The following is a 17,144-nucleotide window of genomic DNA, read 5'->3' as shown; positions in this document are numbered from 1 at the left end:
GGTGTTTTGTCAGGCCGCGTCGGGCTGATTGGGCGGCGCCGCCCGGCTGAAGGCGGGAATTGCGTCGAGCCGCTCAAAGATGCCGGCAATCGTCGGCCATTTGGCTGTCGCAATGTCGAAGCGGCGGTTGTTCCAGACCTGGGCATAGAGGCACAGGTCGGCGAGGCCCGGCGTGTCGCCATGGCAGAAACGGCCAGTCCGCCGGTCGCAGGAAAGCAAAGTCTCGAACGTATCGAAACTGGTCTCGACCCAGTGGCAGAACCACGCCTTTTGTGCGGCTTCGTCGGCTCCGAATTGGTCTGCGAGATAGCCGAGAACGCGAAGATTGTTGAGCGGATGAATCTCGCAAGCAATCGTCAGCGCGAGCGCCCGGACGCGTGCCCGGCCATCCGGATCGGAGGGCAGCAGCGCAGGCTCCGGATGGGTTTCCTCCAGCCATTCGATGATCGCGAGCGACTGCGCCAAGTGCGTGCCGTCGGGGCGTTCCAGCGTCGGCACCAGCCCTGCCGGATTCATCGCCAGATAATCCGGCCTCAGCGTGTCACCCCGGCGAAGCACGTAAGGGACATATTCATAGTCGAGCCCCTTGATGTTCAGGGCTGCGCGCAGCCGCGTCGAGGTGGAAGAGCGAAAGAAATTGTGCAGTCTGAAGCCCATGGTTACATCCTTGGCCCGACATCCGTCCGGATTTTCCCCAGTCCATCGATGCTGACGACGCATACATCGTCCGGCATTAGCGGCCCGACACCAGCCGGCGTCCCGGTCATGATCAGGTCGCCGGGCGCAAGCGCGATGGAATGGGACAGATAGGAAATGATCTCCGGCACCGACCAGATCAGTTCGGAAAGGTTCGCATCCTGCTTGGTTTCGCCGTTCACCCTCAGGCGGATCGCCCCTTTGCTCAAATGCCCTGTTTTGGAGACAGGCGAGACAGGACCGATCACGGCGGATCGATCGAATGCCTTGCCGAAATCCCAGGGACGTCCCAGGTCACGCGCCGCGAGTTGAAGGTCGCGGCGCGTGAGATCATTACCGACGGCGTAGCCCCAGACGTGATCGAGCGCATCTGCTTCGGCGATGTTGCTGCCGGCCTTGCCAATCGCCACCACCAGTTCCGCTTCATAGTGGAAGTTCTCGGTTTGCGGCGGATAGGCAATGGTGACATCGGAGTCGACCACCGCATCCGCGGGCTTGGAGAAGAAAAAAGGCGGCTCCCGGTCAGGGTCCTTGCCCATTTCTCGAGCATGGGCCGCATAATTCCTCCCGACACAAAAAATCCGTCTCACCGGCAGGCGGTCGATGCTGTCGGCGACTGCCACGCTCGGAACCGGCGCGGGAGGAAAAACGTAACCCATGAAAGTCTCCAGTTTGGTTGTATGGCGGGAAACGAAATATTCCCTGCCCGCTTCAGTCTCGGCCAGCCTCGATTATCTTCAGGCCCAGCAGTTCCGGCGCCGTGAGATGGGTCGAATGGCTGCCCGGCATGCTTACCAGCCGGTAGAGGCCGAGCTTTTCGGACAGGCGCGGATGAAACGGCAGCGATTGCGGCAAGGATGTATCCTCGGTGCAATGCAGGAATGATTTGCCGATGGCGAATTCGGCCGGGTTCTTCGAAAGGCTGATCCGGTCATTCATCGTGTTGAACGGCTGCGGATTGAGACTGTCGAACAGCGATCTGGCCTGTTCGTCGGTGCCGTCATTGATGAAGGCTTCCCGGAGAATGGGATAGGGGAACAGGACCTCTCCGGTTTCTCCCGCAAGCTGCGGGAAAAGCGCCTGGTAATGCGGCGGACACATGTCGATCAGGCTTTCGCCGTTATTGGGCACGAACGCGCTGAAATAGACCAGACGCCGCACCCGGCCTGGGCCAAGCCGGTCCGCTGCCCCGGTGATCGCCATGCCGCCCCAGCTGTGGCCGACGAGGATCGCATCATCGATCCCATGTTCGTCGAAATACTCTACCAGCGAGTTGATCGCGTCGTCGAGCGTCACTGCCTTCCGGTCGTCGCCGGGGCGATTGCCTTTCAGCGTGGGACAATGAACCTCGTGTCCGGCCGCGCGGATCGGAGCCGCGCAGGCCTCGAAGTGATTGCCGTCGTGGCAGGCACCGTGAACAAGAACGTAAGTCGCCATAAATCTCTCCTCCTCTATGGTCGATTTGACTCTATGCAGGGATTGCTTCCTTCGAGACCAGCGGCATGGCCGCGACCGCCTGGCGGTCGATCTTGCCCGTTCCGGTCTTCGGCAAATCCGCGACATATTCGACGATGCGCGGATACTTATAAGGCTGCAGCCGGGACTTCACATAGGCGCGCAAAGCCTCCGTCTGCGCGTCGTCGGCCGTCTTGCCGCTGCGCAGGCGGACCACGGCCCGCAGCGTCATGCGGCGATCTTCGAGCTGATGTGCGAGGACTGCGCATTCATGGACATCCGGATGTTCGTTGAGGCAACGTTCCACTTCGAGCGGCCACACCCATTGGCCGGAGACCTTGATCAGTTCGTCAGCGCGACCCTGGAAGTAATAATAGCCGTCCCTCTCGATGAACCGGTCGCCGGTATAGAGCCAGTCACCGCGCATGGTTTCGCGCGTTTTGTCGGGACGGTTCCAGTAGGACGGTGCCGAGGAATGGCCACGCACGAACATCACGCCTTCTTCGCCCGGGCCGGGAATTTTGCCTTCCTGCGTCTCCAGACGGATCTCATAGCCGGGCACGCGGGCGCCGGCCGAACCGATCCGATGATCATTGAGACTGTTGGAAAGATAGATATGCAGCATTTCGGTCGAACCGAGGCCTTCCGTGGGGCCGTGGCCGGTCAGTGCCTTCCAGGTGTCGTAAATATCCTTGGACAAGATCTCCGCGGCGGACATCGATTGCCTGAGCGAGCTCAGGTCGCGGGACTTGAAACCATCCGCCCGGGCCAGCGCCGTGTAGAGCGTCGGAAGGCCGAAGAGAACGGTCGGCCTGAACCGTTCGATCAGGTCGAGCACAGCATCGGGCTTGGKCTGTCCGGGCATAAGAAGCGTAGTCGCGCCCACGGAAAAAGGGAATGTGAGCGCGTTTCCGAAACCATAAGCAAAGAAGATCTTTGGAACGGAAAAGCAGATATCGTCGTCCTTCAGCTTCAGGACATTCTGGCCGAAGGATGCCTGCGTATAGGCCATGTCGTGATGCAGATGTACGATGCCCTTCGGACGTCCGGTCGAACCCGACGAATACATCCAGAAGGCCATGTCGTCCGCACCGGTATCGGCGCATCCGAGCACATCGGATTGGCCGGCAAGGAAATCGGCTGCCAACAGGCGTCCATCCCCCTGGGCTGCGCCATTGACGATCACGACACGCTCCAAAGCAGTGCCTCGCAGGGTCTCATCCGAGAAGCGGCCGGCAAGCGAGGCTTCGCACAGCGCGATCTTCGCTCCGGTGTCCTGCAGGAAGAAGTTCAGCACATCCGGCGTGGTCTGGGTGTTGAGAAGCACAGGCACATATCCGGCGCGGACCGCGCCGAAAAAGGCGGCCGGATAGACCGGCGTGTCGTCGAGGAAAAATGGAATGCGATCGCCGCGCCGCAAGCCGGATGCGATGAAGGCGTTGCCCCAACGGGCAGCCTCGGCGATGAGTTCGGCATAGGTCGTCGTGCCGGCAGGTCCGATCAGCGCCGGCTTGTCGGGATTTCGGGTCAAGTTATCCCAAAGAATGCTGGAGCAGTTGGGATGCGCGGCTTTATCGAAACCGATCTCGGTTGCACCCGGCGTGCCATCGCCGACCGGATCGGTGACGGATGCTGTATCCCCGCTCTTTGCCGCTTCGTAACGGGCCATGAAGGCGGGCGCCATCTGGCGCAGCCGGTCCGTGTCGATACGGCCGGAACGGGTGATGTAGTCGAAGGCGAAATCGACCGGCGGCAGCGCCATCTTGTTCGCGAAACCCTCATACCATTGGGCCGACGTATTGGCGGCGTCGACGATTTTCCTGGCCACCGGCTGGCGTTCTGCCTGATAGGCGGCGAGCGCAGCATCGACATCCGCATGGGTCGAAAGTGCACGCACCAGAGCGATTGCATCCTCCATCGCAAGCCGGGTGCCGGAACCGATCGAGAAATGGGCGGTATGTGCGGCGTCGCCGAGAATCACGCGCCGTCCGGCAAACCAGTTCCTGCACCAGAGTCGTGGAAACTGGCGCCACATCGACTTGTTGGTGATGAGCGGTGCACCATCGAGGATGTCGGCAAAAACAGTCTCACAGACGCGTGCGCTCTCGTCTTCATCCATTTTGGCGAAGCCGCAGGCGTTGAACGTCGCATCGTCGCATTCGACGATGAAGGTGCTGCGGGCGGCCTGAAACCGGTAATGATGGGCATTGAATGCGCCTTTGGCCGTTTTCACGAAGGTCTGCGTCAGTGTCTCGAATGGCCGATCCGTTCCAAACCAGGCAAAGTGATTGCTGAAATATTCGAGGCTCGGCGCGAAGCCGGCTTCATCGGATCTGCGCACCAGCGAATTCAGCCCGTCCGCGCCGATGATGAGATCGGCTTCAAGGTCATCGAGCGACGCGACCGGCTGCGAGAAACGGATCTCAACGCCAAGCGCCTCGGCGCGCTGGCGTAAGAGTTCGATCAATTCCAGCCGTCCGATCGCCGAAAATCCGACGCCGTCCAAAACCACTGGCCCGCCGGGCAAATTGAGCACCATGTCCCGCCAGCGCTCCATGCCCGACGTCACGAGGTCGTGCGTTTCCGGATCGTCCGCTTTCAGAAAGTCCAGCGCCTGATCCGAGAAGACGACGCCGAAGCCGAAGGTGGCGCCCTTGCGATTCTGTTCGGTCACGCGCAGCCGGACATGCGGCATGAAACGTCGCAGGAGAATGGCGGTGTAAAGCCCGGCCGGGCCTCCACCCAGTATCTCGACGGTCGTCAGTTTCGACATGGCATCCTCCAGAGCCCTCGACATATGTTGCATTGAAGGATAGATATTTTTCCGTATTATGCAACGAATTTCATACGGAGGAAAATTGGAAAAATGCATCTACTTGAATATCCGGTGAGTTTCGGAGATTGCGATCCCGCGGGAATCGTTTTCTATCCCCATGTCTATGCATGGTTCGACCGCACGTTTCATGATTGGCTGAGGCGGTATGGCGGCCATGAGGAGGTCTGTCGAAAGCTTTCCGCGCAGGGTCTCGGATTGATGGAGGCCTCGGCCCAGTTCCGCCGCCCGATGCGTGATGGCGATATTCTGGCAATCACCATCGCAATCGAGAAATGGGGACGGAAGACGATGCACATCGCTTACGAGGTGTGCGTTAATGGTCAGATTGCCGTTGCCGGCACGGAGGTGAGGGGTCTATTCAAGCGCGATGGCGCGGCGATCGTTGCTGCGGATATCGAAGCCTTGCGCGAGTTGGTGAATGGCCATGAGTGACGACGAAAAGACGGAGGTGCCGGCTGGCGGCATCCAGTCGCTGGATGCGGCGCTGAAGCTGCTGCAGTTCATGACCGGCCTGAGCGGACCGGTTTCTTTATCCGAGCTTGCGCGCGATTGCCGGATGCCGCCAAGCAAGGTGCATCGATATCTCGCTTCCTTTCAGCATGCTGGTCTGGTGGTGCAAGCTGGTCGTTCCGGCAAGTATGACCTCGGTCCAGGTGCGGTCATGCTTGGCCTTTCCGCGCTGGGGCGGCTCGACTTCGTGAACCGCGTTTCCGATATGCTGCCGGATCTGCGGAGCGACACAGGTCTGACTGCACTTCTTTCCGTCTGGGGCAATCAAGGCGCGACAGTGGTCCGCTGGGAGCGGGCGGCCTCGCCGACCGTGACCTCGATGGGATTGGGTACGATCCTGCCGCTTCTCAATTCCGCCACTGGCCGGGCGTTTCTCGCCTGGGCGCCGGCCGAACCGCTGCGGGCCGTGCTCGACGCGGAGCTTCGACAGGCCCGCGGCAGTTCGAAAACCGGGCCGCAGAGCAGGCAAACAGCCAAGGACGTGGGCGCGTTGGCCGAGACCATTCGAGCACAAGGTTATGCGTCCGTCGAAGGTCGCTTCATCCCGGGACTTGTTGCCATCGCCGCTCCGATACTCGATTGGCAGGCTGAGGCACAGGCGATCGTTACCCTGATTGGCACCGATCCGGCCGTTGCTCAGCCAAATTCCGACGCCGTCAAACAACTCAAAGCCTTTTGCGCAAAGCTGTCTTTCGCGACGACGGATGGAAAGGAGGAGAAAGGCGGGAAGTCACGAAGAGGGCGGTTCTGAGAGGTTGGCTCTTTCAGACATCGAGGATGGCAGAGGCACGACCGTTGTCTCCGCGTTCGCCGCCCTATTTGCGCTCCGGCCCATCCTCTCCTATATAGGCCCTGACACGGTTCCCAGCCGCGCCCGTCATTTTTTTCGAGGCTCTTATGACCGAAGCTGCCACCCAGACCAAGCCCATTCCCGTCACCGTTCTCACCGGCTATCTCGGCGCCGGCAAGACGACGCTGCTCAATCGCATCCTGTCCGACAATCACGGCAAGAAATATGCTGTTATCGTCAACGAGTTCGGCGAGATCGGCATCGACAATGACCTGATCGTCGAGTCGGACGAAGAAATCTACGAGATGAACAATGGCTGCATCTGCTGCACGGTGCGTGGCGACCTGATCCGCGTCGTCGAAGGCCTGATGCGCCGGCCGGGCCGTTTCGATGCCATCATCGTCGAGACGACCGGCCTTGCCGATCCGGTGCCGGTCGCCCAGACCTTCTTCATGGATGACGATGTGCGCGCCAAGACCCAGCTCGACGCCGTCGTGGCGCTGGTCGACGCCAAGCACCTGCCGTTGCGGCTCAAGGATTCGCGCGAGGCTGAGGACCAGCTTGCGTTTGCCGACGTCGTGCTGCTCAACAAGACCGACCTGGTCAGCCCCGAGGAAGTCAAGCGCATCGAGGATATCGTGCGCGTGATCAACCCCTCGGCTCGCATCTATCACACCGAGCGTTCCAATGTGGACCTTGGCAAGATCCTCGATGTCGGCGCTTTCGATCTCGACCGGGCGCTGGAAAACGACCCGCAATTCCTCGAACACGGCCATGAAGACCATGTCTGCGGTCCCGATTGCGATCATCACGACCATGATCACCATGGTCACGACCATCATGACCATGACCATCATCATGACCATGGCCCGTCGGCGATCCATGATGTGACGGTGCAGTCGATCTCGCTGCGCGGCGGCGCGATGAACCCGAAGAAATTCTTCCCCTGGATCGAGCGCATCACGCAGACGCAAGGGCCGAACATCCTGCGGCTCAAGGGCATCATTGCCTTTGACCAGGACGATGAGCGCTATGTCGTCCAGGGTGTCCACATGATCATCGAGGGCAATCACCAGCGCCCGTGGAAGGATAGCGAGAAGCGCGAAAGCAAGCTCGTCTTCATCGGCCGTGATCTCGACCGCAAGAAGATCGAGGACAGTTTCAGAGCCTGCGAGGCGGCTTGACAGAAACCTGGTCCGCCAAGGGCATTTCCTGCGGCAATGGACGGCGCCTACCGATCTCCCCGATCATAGTCTTTGGCGGGGAGATGTCATTCGGCCTCCCCATCGGCCCCGAGGCGCCTAAAGTCAGGGCGAAGGCAAATTATCGCTTGAAACCGCGTGGCTTCACGCTAATTGGAGCACATGGTTCGTCTATGGCTGCCATCTCGACGAAAATGAAAATCCAGTGCCGATGCCGATGGCCGGAACCATGGTCAGGCGGAATTCTCGGCCCGCACCAAGGTTGATTATCTGATGCCGACTGTCGCACCGCTTGACCTCGAAGGCCATGTGCTGGGTGCCTTCTTTCTCGGCAATGTGCCGTTCTTCATCGCCTCCTCCGGCGAGATCCACCGGCTGGACATGGGCCAGAAGACGGTTGCGGCACATGAGGGTCTGCTGACCGTCGTCGTCGATCCACTGACCAATTCGCTGGTCACCGGCGGCGAGGACGGTAAGGTCAATCGCATCTCCGCAGACGGCAGCGTCAAGCTCCTTGCCGAAGTGCCGCGCAAATGGATCACGGCCTTGGCCGCTGGGCCATCAAGCGCGGTGGCCTATGCCTATGGCAAGACGGCGACTGTCGTGATGTCGGGTGGCAAGACACGCGAATTTTCCGAGCAACGCTCGATCGAGGGCCTCGCCTTTGCGCCGAAGGGGCTGCGGGTCGCCATCGCCCGCTACAATGGCGTCACCCTGCAATGGGCGGGCACCAATGGCGCCCCGGTCAACCTCGAATGGAAGGGCGCCCACAATCAGGTGACGTTTTCGCCTGATGGCCGCTTCCTTGTCACCACGATGCAGGAAAATGCCCTGCACGGCTGGAAGATCGACGGCAAACCCGGTGAAGAGACGCGCCAGATGCGCATGAGCGGCTATCCGGCCAAGCCCAAGTCGTTCTCCTGGTCGCCCAAGGGCAAGTGGCTGGCTTCTTCCGGCGCGCCGGCGGCGATCGTCTGGCCCTTCGCCGCCAAGGACGGACCGATGGGCAAGGCGCCGCTGGAACTCGGCACGCGTGCCAACATCCTCGCCACCGCCGTCGCCTTCCATCCGCATGAAGAAGTGCTGGCGATCGGTTTCATCGACGGCATGATCCTCGGCGTGCGCATCGGCGACCAGAAGGAGGCGCTGCTGCGCCGGCCGGGCAAGGGCGCGATCTCGTCTATGGGGTGGTCGGAGAACGGCAAGCTGCTTGCATTCGCCTCGGAAGCCGGCGATTGTGGCGTCGTGGATATTTCGGTTTAGGGCACGCTCTGGGAGGTGCATCATGACCCTCCCACAAGACTATGAGAATGCCTCGCGGGATTTCGACCGGTTCATGGATGATCTGCTGGAGATCTCTATGCTGGCTACCCATCATCAGGCCCTTGCCGTGTTGCGCGGCGTGCTGCATACATTTCGTCAGCATTTGACTGTCGAGCAGGCGTTGCGCTTCGCCGATGCCTTGCCGCCGGTGGTCCGGGCGCTGTTCGTCGAGGATTGGTATCCGCAGGCCAACTCGCCGCCGTTCCCGTCCGAAGCGCAGCTTATCGCCGAGGTGCAGGCCGTCCGGAAAGACCACAATCTTGCCTCGGCGAGCTCGATCCGCGATGTCGCGCAGGCGCTTCGGCGCAATGTCGCCATGGGCGATTTCCGCCGGACGCTCGACACGCTGCCGCCGGCGGCGCAGCGCTACTGGCTCGATTGAGAGGGTAGGGCGGCCGGCGGCGGCCGCCCCGATCCTTCAAGCCATCGGCTTGGGTTCGAGCAGGCCGACGGCCGTGTGGGCCGAATCCATGACAATGGCGATCCAGCCGGTGCTTTCGATCTCGAAGGGCTCGCGCATGACCATGCCACCGGCGCCGGTCACTGCTTCGATGGCTGCGTCGATGTCATCGACATTGATGTAGGCGAACCAGTCATTGGCGCCCGGCTGGTCGGCGGCGCAGGGCATCATGCCCGCAACCGGCACCGGATTGCCCTCGACGAAAGCCAGCGTATAGGTCATGCCGCCGAATGGCATATCCTGATAGGTCCAGCCGGCAACCTTGGCATAAAAGGCCTTGGACGCCTCGACATCGCTCGTCATCAATTCGTTCCAGCCGAATGTTCCGTGGCTCATCGTCATCTCCCTTGATCTGCGAAAATGCAGCGGGAGGCGGTTTAGCAGAGAAATAAGAACGCCGTTCGACGGGTAGCGCTACAACGTGTGCATCCAGCCAATATTGTTATTCGAAAGTTAGATCGGGGTATCAGAAATTGGACTCAGTCCATGGACGATATTTCACCTGAAATGAGCTGACGAGCTCTTTCGGCGACATTCGGATCGTCAGCATGTGTCAGCAACTGCAGCTTTTCAAGAGCATACGCAGTTCCAAATCCAGCCAATGCCCACGCACACTTCTTGCCCAGAGAAGAGAATTCATCTTTGATCGGGTACGGATAGTCCCGGATTGCTGTATCATAAAGAAAGTCGATAGCTGGCTCGTAACGCTCCTCTTCTATTACCGCAACGATATATTCATGTGAGCGGTGCCAATCCTCCTTCAATATCGGACACAGCGTCGCCGGAAAATCCTTTGGCATACCGAACATGTCTGCAACTATCAGACAGAATGCGAGATTTTTACGGTTATGTTCCGCAATTGAGTATGCCAATTCTTCTTCGAAATAGGGGATCAGGGATTCAGGAAGTAGCTCCCTTATTGCCTTCCGAGCTATCTCCTTCTTGATCTCGAAACGTGCACTGGCTGCAATTATGTTTATTATCTCTTCTGAAATCACTCTCTCGCCTCCACACTATCTCACTTTGGCGCATCCAGCCGTCACAGACATAGTACCCGTCGAGCAGGTCGGCGATCACGGTGGCGAAGGCGCCAAAGCCAATCAACAGGCAGGTTATTCGACCGAGAAGTGTCGGGAATTTCGTACCCGATTTCCGCACCACGTCGGCTATGCCCCGTTTTTCGAAGAGCTTAGTGCCGCCGAGGTGGCACGGCAAGACGGTCGACCGCGACCGACATTTAATGTAACCTGCCGAAGACACCCACGCATGAATGCCAGTATGCTTCATCGGCGGCGCACGCGTTAACCGCATTCAAGCTATGTCACGAGCGCACTCGACATTTTGTGCAATGCACTCTATGTAGGCGCAAGCTTAATATCGACGCGGTCCGCCGCGCTTGCATCCGACCCGTTGAGGTCTCGGATGCGCGACATCCGAAAGACATGAAATGACACAATTTGCAGGCATTGCGCCGGCGCTCGCTGTGGCGCTTGAGAAGCGCGGCTATCTTGAACTCACCCCTGTGCAGCAGGCCGTACTGGCGCCCGAACTCGATGGCGCCGATGCACTGGTCTCGGCGCAGACGGGATCGGGCAAGACGGTGGCCTTCGGCCTGGCGCTGGCGCCGACGCTGCTTGGCGACAAGAGGCGTTTCGAGCGCACGCACGTGCCCTATGGCCTGGTGATCGCGCCGACGCGTGAACTGGCGCTGCAGGTCGCCCGTGAACTCGAATGGCTTTATGAGGACACCGGCGCCTCCATCGCCACCTGCGTCGGCGGCATGGATGTGCGCACCGAGCGCCGGGCGCTGGAGCGCGGCGCCCATATCGTCGTCGGCACGCCCGGCCGGTTGCGTGATCACATTACGCGCGGTGCGCTGGATCTCGCCGGCATCCGCGGCGTGGTGCTCGACGAAGCCGACGAAATGCTCGATCTCGGCTTCCGCGAGGACCTGGAATTCATCCTCGAAGCCTCGCCCAGCAATCGGCGGACGATGATGTTCTCGGCCACCGTGCCGAATTCGATTGCGACGCTCGCCAAGAGCTACCAGCGCGATGCTGTGCGCATCGCTGCTTCCACCGAGCGCAAGCAGCATATCGACATCGAATACCGCGCGCTGGTCACGGCGCCGAGCGATCGCGACAACGCCATCGTCAATGTGCTGCGTTACTACGAAGCCAAGAATGCCATCGTCTTCTGCAACACACGTGCGGCGGTCAATCACCTGACGGCGCGGTTGCACAATCGCGGCTTCACCGTCGTGGCGCTGTCCGGCGAGCTTAGCCAGAACGAACGCAGCCATGCGCTGCAGTCGATGCGTGACGGCCGTGCACGGGTCTGCATCGCCACCGACGTGGCGGCGCGCGGCATCGACCTGCCCAATCTCGAACTGGTCATCCATGCCGACCTGCCGACCAATCCGGAAACCTTGCTGCATCGTTCGGGCCGCACCGGCCGCGCCGGCCGCAAGGGTGTTTCGGCGCTGGTGGTCCCGACCAATATCCGCCGCAAGGGCGAACGCCTGCTGCAGGCGGGCTCGATCCGCGCCGAATGGGCCTCGCCGCCCTCGGCCGACGATGTCAATGCGCGCGACCGCGAGCGGCTGCTGGCCGACGATGTGTTCGAAACGCCCATCGACGAGGACGAGCGCGATCTGGTCGGTGCGCTGGTCGCGAAATTCGGTGCCGACAAGATTGCCTCAGCCTTCCTGCAGCTCTATCGCGGCAGCCGCTCGGCGCCGGAAGAGCTGATCGATATCGGTCCGGTCACCGAATATGCGGCCGCCAAGCGTCCGGCGACCCGTGACAACGCCTCCCGTGACGCAAGCCCGCGTGAGGCGACACCGCGCCGTTCGCGCGAAGAATTCGGGCCGAGTGTCTGGGTGGCGCTTTCGGTCGGCCGCAAGCAGAATGCCGAGCCGCGCTGGCTGATCCCGGTGCTCTGCCGCGCCGGCAATATTTCCAAGGCCGATATCGGCCAGATCAAGATGCAGCAGGACGAAACCTTCGTCGAACTAGCCGCCGACAGCGCCGACGCGTTCCTGCACCAGATCGGGCCGAACAAGACGCTGGAGCGGGGCATGCGCATCCGGACGATCGAAGGCATGCCGGACTTCAACCGCGCCCCGCGTGCGCCAAAAAAATTCGAAGGCGAACGCAAGACGTTCAGCGATGATAAGCCGGCTAAGCGTGATGGCGCAGCCTCTGATTTCGAGGGCGAGCGTCCGCGCAAGCCCTTCGCCAAGAAGGCTGAGTTCGAGGGCAAGCGCAGCTATTCCGATCGGCCCGGCAAGGATTGGGCAAAGCCGACCAAGGCGCCCTATGACCGCGGCGGCGAGGGCAAGCCCAAGGGCAAAAAGGGCAAGAGCAACACGCGCTGAGGTCTGCGATTGCTTTCCGCATGTTGCTAAAAGCAATTTGCCCTCTTCCCTTGTCAAAGGGAAGAGGGCATTGGCTTCGTCGACGCCGCCTCGTCGCGAAGCGTGTGGCATGCGGGGGAACGCGATGGGGCCAGACCGGCCCTGCGGCTAAAACAACTGGTCGCCGCCTCCCCACGCATTGGCAAGGATAGCTTGAGCTTAAAGAAATGCATCCCCTAGGAATCAGGGGCTGTTTCTTGTTGTGTTTCAGCAGGATTGAATAGAGGCCGGGTTCTTCCCGGCCGTCAGGCGGCGTTTTTCAGCGGCGGTTCGGCCAGCCGGCGACCCGAGGGGACCAGCACACCGGCGGCGCCTTCGAGCCAGCGGTCTTTGAGCTCGAGCGCCAGGAAGCGGTCGCGGGCGAACGGGCCGGGCATCATCAGCGTGCGGGTCTTGTCGACCGAGAAACCGAAGCGCTCGTAATACGGCGCATCGCCGACCAGCAGGATGGCGCCATGGCCGCGCTTCTTGGCTTCGAGGATGGCCGCACGCATCAGTGCTGCGCCAATGCCTTTGCCCTCATGGTCGGAATCGACGGCCAGCGGGCCGAGCAGCAGCGCCGGCACGCGGATGTCGTCGCGGGTGACGCCGGCTTCGATTTCCCAGAGGCGGACAGTGCCGATGACATGGCCGGACGGGTCGCGGGCGACCAGCGCCAGGCCTTCGGCCGGCACGCGGTTGCGGCGGAGCGCTTCGGAAGATTTCTTCTTGCGGTCGGGACCCATCATCTTGTCGAGCAGGCGCTCGCGCGCGACGACGTCGGACGGATTTTCGGCGTCGATCCGGAAAGCGGTTTCGGTTTTGTGCGCAAACAATGCGCGGACAGTATCAAGAACAGCGGCCATCTTGGCCTCCCGTGCTCAATGCCGTGGTAAGCGGTCAGTGGAGTGGAATTGTGAGTTTGCCGCCCCGGCTGGCTACGGGGCTGGCGGTATTTCAGATGATATAGGCCTTGAGCGGCTCGAAGCCGTTGAAGGCGACCGCGGAATAGGTCGTCGTATAGGCGCCGGTGCCTTCGATCAGGAGCTCGTCGCCGATCGTCAGTGTCACCGGCAGCGGATACATGTTCTTCTCGTAGAGCACGTCGGCGGAGTCGCAGGTCGGGCCGGCGATGACGCAGGCTTCCATCTCGTCGCCGTCACGCTCAGAGCGGATCGGGTAGCGGATGGCTTCGTCCATGGTCTCTGCGAGGCCGCCGAACTTGCCGATGTCCAGGAACACCCAGCGATGGGCGTCGTTGTCGGACTTCTTCGAGATCAGCACGACTTCCGTCTTGATCACGCCGGCATTGCCGACCATGCCGCGGCCCGGCTCGATGATGGTCTCCGGAATGTGGTTGCCGAAGTGCTTGCGCAGTGCTGCGACGATCGCGCGACCATAGGCCTCGGAGGTCGGGATGTCCTTGAGGTACTTGGTGGGGAAGCCGCCGCCCATATTGACCATCTTGAGCTCGATGCCCTGCTTGGCCAACTGCGCGAAGACACGCTTGGCATCGCCGAGCGCCGAATCCCAGGCATCGACCTTGGTCATCTGCGAACCGACGTGGAACGAGACGCCATAGGAGACGAGGCCGAGCTGATGGGCATAGACGAGCACGTCGACGGCCATCTGCGGCACGCAGCCGAACTTGCGCGACAGCGGCCATTCGGCGCCTTCGCCATCGGTGAGCACGCGGCAGAACACCCGGGCGCCGGGGGCCGAGCGGGCGATCTTTTCCACTTCCTCATGGCAATCGACAGCGAAGAGGTTGATGCCGAGCGCATGGGCGCGGGCGACGTCACGCTCTTTCTTGATCGTGTTGCCGAAGGAAATGCGGGAGGGCGTCGCGCCGGCATCAAGCGCCATTTCGATTTCGGCCACGGAGGCGCAATCGAAGTTGGAGCCGAGCCCGGCGAGGAGCTTCAGGACTTCAGGTGCGGGATTTGCCTTCACCGCGTAGTAGATCATGCTGTCCGGCAGGGCATGGCGGAACGCGGTGAAATTATCCTTGACCACATCAAGGTCGACGACAAGGCACGGACCCTCGGGACGTCGGGTGGCGAGAAAATCGCGGATGCGCTGTGTTGTCATGAAAGTACCCTTCCAAAATCGAATCAAGGGGCGTTGCGTCAACCGGGTGCATACGGTCTGATCGCTATGTCCGTGTGGCAGTACTCCGGAAACCGGAGGGCAAAGTGGTGACGATTTCTTGTTCCGGCGCCAGCCGATGGAGACCCCGGCGCCAAAATTCGAAAGCCATCACGCGGCTTTATGAACCAACGCCACGGAATGGCGATCGTTCAGATTTGCTGCCTTAGATTGGAGGGTGGTTCCCACCGCACATCGGGCAATGAAGGTGTGCCTCTTCAGTAACCCCGGCTGTTGGAAAGCCGGCAGACACCAGAAAGGCCCGCACCGTCGTTGCTTCAAGATGTCCTCGCTTGTCCCGGTTGGCCGGGGTAGCGACTGGAGCGGTTAGTTCCAGGTACCTTACCGATTTCCTCACCATTCGAGGGTTCGGCGGACACCCACAGGCACGTGCGACTTTGGGCTGACGGTGAAATAGGGATATTCGCCGTCATAATCAAGAATTTTCTTGCCTCTTTTTGAAAAAAATTTGCCGTGGTAAGACACTGGCACACATAAGAATTTTAACGAATTTCTGAAATGGGGTTTCATGGACACGCTGACCAGGATGCGGGCCTTCATCGACGTGGTGGATGCCGAGGGTTATTCGGCCGCCGCGCGCAAGCTGGGACGCTCTAAGGCGCTGCTGTCCAAATATGTGAAGGAACTGGAAGACGAGCTCGGCGCACTTTTGCTCAACCGCACGACGCGGCAATTTTCGCTGACCGAGGCCGGCCATACCTACTATCGGCAGGCGTCGGAGATATTGAAAGAGATCGACAGCCTTGCCGACCAGGTACGCGAGGGCGCCACCGACCTCAAGGGCCGTATCCGTATCAGTGTGCCCAGAAGTTTCGTCGATGCCGAGATCGGCCGCTCGCTGATCGACTTCTCGCTGGAACATCCCGACATTACGCTCGAGATCATTGCCGAGGACCGCTTCGTCGATCTGATCGAGGAGGGGTTCGACGTGGCGATCCGCATCACCCGGCTGGAAGATTCGGGCATGATCGCGCGCAAACTCTGCGATTTCGGCTTGCACTGTTTTGTCTCCCCGGCGCTGCTGGAGAAATACGGGCCGATCAAGACGCCGCAGGACCTGGCGCTGGTGCCCTGCATCGTCGACACCAACAGCCGGGCCTACAACAACTGGCGTTTCGCCGGCGCGAGCGGCGGCTTCCAAAGCGTCACCGTCAGCGGGCCGATCGAGGTCAATTCGCCGATCGCCTCGACACGGGCGGCGATCGCCGGGCTTGGCGTGGCGCTGATCCCGGATTTCGTCGCCAAGCCCAAGACTGAGTGCGGCGAACTCACCACCATCCTGGAAGATTTCATGCCGGATGGCGGCGGCATCTACGCCATCTACCCGCATCGCCGCTATCTGCCGGCCAAGGTCCGCCGCTTCGTTGATTACCTGCATGGCTGGTTCAAGAAGAACGTATAGGTCCGGGCATAGTGTCCAAATTGCCGCAGGCGGTTAACCATTCGGAATTTTGACTCATTCATTCGGTTTTTGGGCGGCCAGGATTACGGGACAGTCTCCAGATGAAACATTCATTTCTGCCGCTTCTGGCCATGGCCGTGCTTTTGCCGGCGGCAGCTTCTGCCCATCCGCACGTCTTCGCCGATGCCCGGCTGGAGATCGTTGCCGATGCCAATCACAATGTCGTCGAGCTGCACAATGTCTGGCGCTTCGATGAAGTGTTCTCGTCCAGCGTGCTGATGGATTTCGACAAGAACACCAATCTCAAGCTCGACCCGGAGGAGCTCAAGGAAGTGGGCGAGACGGTGCGCACGTCACTCGCCGATTTCGATTACTATACGAACCTCACCCAGGACGGCAAACATGTCGACGTGCAGAAGCCTGATGTGATCAATGTCGACTACCGCGACGGCCAGCTGTTGATGTTCTTTGCCATCAAGCCGGCCAAACCGATGCCGCTCAAGGGCAAGCTGACCTTCGGCATCTACGATCCGACACTCTATACTTCGATCGATTTTCCGACGGAGAAAGACGTGGTGATGATGGGCGACTTCGCGGGCTGCACCGGCAAGATCGTGCGCCCGGATCCGGATGAGGTGATTGCCGAAAACAAATCGACCCTGACCGATGCCTTTTACAATGACCCCACCGGAACCAACATGGCGAAGCTGTTTGCCATCCGCGAGGAGGTGACATGCAAATGAGATCGAACACTCTCGCGGACGATGTGTCTGTGGCTCACCCCCCTCTGCCCTGCCGGGCATCTCCCCCTCAAGGGGGGAGAATGGCAAGAGGCACGACCGATGCCCCAAAGGGGCGGATACCGAGCATGSAACACTTTGATGAGGCAGGACAGCGCCCCATC

16 protein-coding genes and 1 pseudogene are annotated in these 17,144 nt (G+C 60.7%); 8 read left to right on the top strand and 9 right to left on the bottom strand.

Going from position 1 to position 17,144, the window contains the following annotated elements; translation table 11 throughout:
- Window positions 1-9 precede the first annotated feature (9 nt).
- The 5 genes and pseudogenes from maiA to AC1DYF_RS15645 all read right to left on the bottom strand — a co-directional run.
- Window positions 10-657 (bottom strand): maleylacetoacetate isomerase, encoded by a 648-nt coding sequence (gene maiA, locus AC1DYF_RS15665; protein ID WP_477877661.1) that lies wholly within the window; start codon window positions 655-657, stop codon window positions 10-12.
- A 2-nt stretch (window positions 658-659) separates the two neighbouring features.
- Window positions 660-1,355 carry a fumarylacetoacetate hydrolase family protein gene (locus AC1DYF_RS15660; protein WP_477877660.1) on the bottom strand — a complete coding sequence of 232 codons (696 nt, stop codon included), beginning with the start codon at window positions 1,353-1,355 and terminating at the stop codon, window positions 660-662.
- A 52-nt stretch (window positions 1,356-1,407) separates the two neighbouring features.
- Complete coding sequence (locus tag AC1DYF_RS15655; RefSeq protein ID WP_477877659.1) at window positions 1,408-2,133, bottom strand: alpha/beta hydrolase; 726 nt, start codon at window positions 2,131-2,133, stop codon at window positions 1,408-1,410.
- 31 nt (window positions 2,134-2,164) lie between these two features.
- Window positions 2,165-3,820: a benzoate-CoA ligase family protein gene (locus AC1DYF_RS15650; protein WP_477877746.1), complete on the bottom strand. Its 1,656-nt coding sequence runs from the start codon at window positions 3,818-3,820 to the stop codon at window positions 2,165-2,167.
- A gap of 147 nt (window positions 3,821-3,967) precedes the next feature.
- Window positions 3,968-4,924, bottom strand: a pseudogene (locus AC1DYF_RS15645) (FAD-dependent monooxygenase); the annotation flags it as partial.
- Between the two features lie 93 nt (window positions 4,925-5,017).
- Between AC1DYF_RS15645 and AC1DYF_RS15640 the strand changes: the two are divergent.
- The 5 genes from AC1DYF_RS15640 (at window position 5,018) to AC1DYF_RS15620 (ending at window position 9,194) form a co-directional block, all read left to right on the top strand.
- Window positions 5,018-5,419 carry an acyl-CoA thioesterase gene (locus AC1DYF_RS15640; RefSeq protein ID WP_477877658.1) on the top strand — a complete coding sequence of 134 codons (402 nt, stop codon included), beginning with the start codon at window positions 5,018-5,020 and terminating at the stop codon, window positions 5,417-5,419.
- Entirely contained in the window at window positions 5,412-6,248 is an 837-nt protein-coding gene (locus AC1DYF_RS15635) for an IclR family transcriptional regulator (RefSeq protein ID WP_477877657.1), read from the top strand. Before AC1DYF_RS15640 ends, AC1DYF_RS15635 begins: the two co-directional genes overlap by 8 nt.
- Before the next feature lie 146 nt (window positions 6,249-6,394).
- Window positions 6,395-7,471, top strand: a complete 1,077-nt coding sequence (locus AC1DYF_RS15630; protein WP_477877656.1) for a CobW family GTP-binding protein — start codon at window positions 6,395-6,397, stop codon at window positions 7,469-7,471.
- Between the two features lie 291 nt (window positions 7,472-7,762).
- Window positions 7,763-8,752, top strand: coding sequence for a WD40 repeat domain-containing protein (locus AC1DYF_RS15625; RefSeq protein ID WP_477877655.1), 990 nt, complete (start codon window positions 7,763-7,765; stop codon window positions 8,750-8,752).
- Window positions 8,753-8,774: 22 nt separating this feature from the next.
- A complete protein-coding gene (locus AC1DYF_RS15620; RefSeq protein WP_477877654.1) occupies window positions 8,775-9,194 on the top strand; it encodes a DUF2267 domain-containing protein in 420 nt (139 codons plus the stop codon).
- A 36-nt stretch (window positions 9,195-9,230) separates the two neighbouring features.
- Here the strand turns inward: AC1DYF_RS15620 and AC1DYF_RS15615 are convergent, their stop codons facing one another.
- Together AC1DYF_RS15615 and AC1DYF_RS15610 are read right to left on the bottom strand one after the other, a co-directional pair.
- Complete coding sequence (locus AC1DYF_RS15615; RefSeq protein ID WP_477877653.1) at window positions 9,231-9,608, bottom strand: VOC family protein; 378 nt, start codon at window positions 9,606-9,608, stop codon at window positions 9,231-9,233.
- 143 nt (window positions 9,609-9,751) lie between these two features.
- Window positions 9,752-10,270, bottom strand: a complete 519-nt coding sequence (locus AC1DYF_RS15610) for a hypothetical protein (RefSeq protein WP_477877652.1) — start codon at window positions 10,268-10,270, stop codon at window positions 9,752-9,754.
- A gap of 449 nt (window positions 10,271-10,719) precedes the next feature.
- Between AC1DYF_RS15610 and AC1DYF_RS15605 the strand changes: the two genes are divergently transcribed.
- Complete coding sequence (locus AC1DYF_RS15605) at window positions 10,720-12,651, top strand: DEAD/DEAH box helicase (RefSeq protein WP_477877651.1); 1,932 nt, start codon at window positions 10,720-10,722, stop codon at window positions 12,649-12,651.
- 284 nt (window positions 12,652-12,935) lie between these two features.
- Here the strand turns inward: AC1DYF_RS15605 and AC1DYF_RS15600 are convergent, their stop codons facing one another.
- A complete protein-coding gene (locus AC1DYF_RS15600; RefSeq protein ID WP_477877650.1) occupies window positions 12,936-13,535 on the bottom strand; it encodes a GNAT family N-acetyltransferase in 600 nt (199 codons plus the stop codon).
- 91 nt (window positions 13,536-13,626) lie between these two features.
- Window positions 13,627-14,760 carry an ornithine/lysine decarboxylase gene (gene odc2 / locus AC1DYF_RS15595; protein ID WP_477877649.1) on the bottom strand — a complete coding sequence of 378 codons (1,134 nt, stop codon included), beginning with the start codon at window positions 14,758-14,760 and terminating at the stop codon, window positions 13,627-13,629.
- A gap of 586 nt (window positions 14,761-15,346) precedes the next feature.
- Here odc2 and AC1DYF_RS15590 point away from each other — a divergent pair.
- Both AC1DYF_RS15590 and AC1DYF_RS15585 read left to right on the top strand, forming a co-directional pair.
- Complete coding sequence (locus tag AC1DYF_RS15590; protein WP_477877648.1) at window positions 15,347-16,240, top strand: LysR family transcriptional regulator; 894 nt, start codon at window positions 15,347-15,349, stop codon at window positions 16,238-16,240.
- A 101-nt stretch (window positions 16,241-16,341) separates the two neighbouring features.
- The gene (locus AC1DYF_RS15585) at window positions 16,342-16,983 is read left to right on the top strand and encodes a DUF1007 family protein (RefSeq protein ID WP_477877647.1); all 642 of its coding nucleotides are present in this window, start codon (window positions 16,342-16,344) and stop codon (window positions 16,981-16,983) included.
- Window positions 16,984-17,144: the final 161 nt, after the last annotated feature.

It is taken from the genome of Rhizobium sp. P2_G9 (assembly GCF_056403475.1).
The sequence above is the reverse complement of the archived record's forward strand: the minus strand, read 5'-3'. Positions and strand labels throughout refer to the sequence as shown.

Coding starts and splice junctions, on each gene's coding strand:
- maiA (WP_477877661.1), bottom strand. CDS start 657: ATGGGCTTCAGACTGCACAATTTCTTTCGCTCTTCCACCTCGACGCGG.
- AC1DYF_RS15660 (WP_477877660.1), bottom strand. CDS start 1,355: ATGGGTTACGTTTTTCCTCCCGCGCCGGTTCCGAGCGTGGCAGTCGCC.
- AC1DYF_RS15655 (WP_477877659.1), bottom strand. CDS start 2,133: ATGGCGACTTACGTTCTTGTTCACGGTGCCTGCCACGACGGCAATCAC.
- AC1DYF_RS15640 (WP_477877658.1), top strand. CDS start 5,018: ATGCATCTACTTGAATATCCGGTGAGTTTCGGAGATTGCGATCCCGCG.
- AC1DYF_RS15635 (WP_477877657.1), top strand. CDS start 5,412: ATGAGTGACGACGAAAAGACGGAGGTGCCGGCTGGCGGCATCCAGTCG.
- AC1DYF_RS15630 (WP_477877656.1), top strand. CDS start 6,395: ATGACCGAAGCTGCCACCCAGACCAAGCCCATTCCCGTCACCGTTCTC.
- AC1DYF_RS15625 (WP_477877655.1), top strand. CDS start 7,763: ATGCCGACTGTCGCACCGCTTGACCTCGAAGGCCATGTGCTGGGTGCC.
- AC1DYF_RS15620 (WP_477877654.1), top strand. CDS start 8,775: ATGACCCTCCCACAAGACTATGAGAATGCCTCGCGGGATTTCGACCGG.
- AC1DYF_RS15615 (WP_477877653.1), bottom strand. CDS start 9,608: ATGAGCCACGGAACATTCGGCTGGAACGAATTGATGACGAGCGATGTC.
- AC1DYF_RS15605 (WP_477877651.1), top strand. CDS start 10,720: ATGACACAATTTGCAGGCATTGCGCCGGCGCTCGCTGTGGCGCTTGAG.
- AC1DYF_RS15600 (WP_477877650.1), bottom strand. CDS start 13,535: ATGGCCGCTGTTCTTGATACTGTCCGCGCATTGTTTGCGCACAAAACC.
- odc2 (WP_477877649.1), bottom strand. CDS start 14,760: ATGACAACACAGCGCATCCGCGATTTTCTCGCCACCCGACGTCCCGAG.
- AC1DYF_RS15590 (WP_477877648.1), top strand. CDS start 15,347: ATGGACACGCTGACCAGGATGCGGGCCTTCATCGACGTGGTGGATGCC.
- AC1DYF_RS15585 (WP_477877647.1), top strand. CDS start 16,342: ATGAAACATTCATTTCTGCCGCTTCTGGCCATGGCCGTGCTTTTGCCG.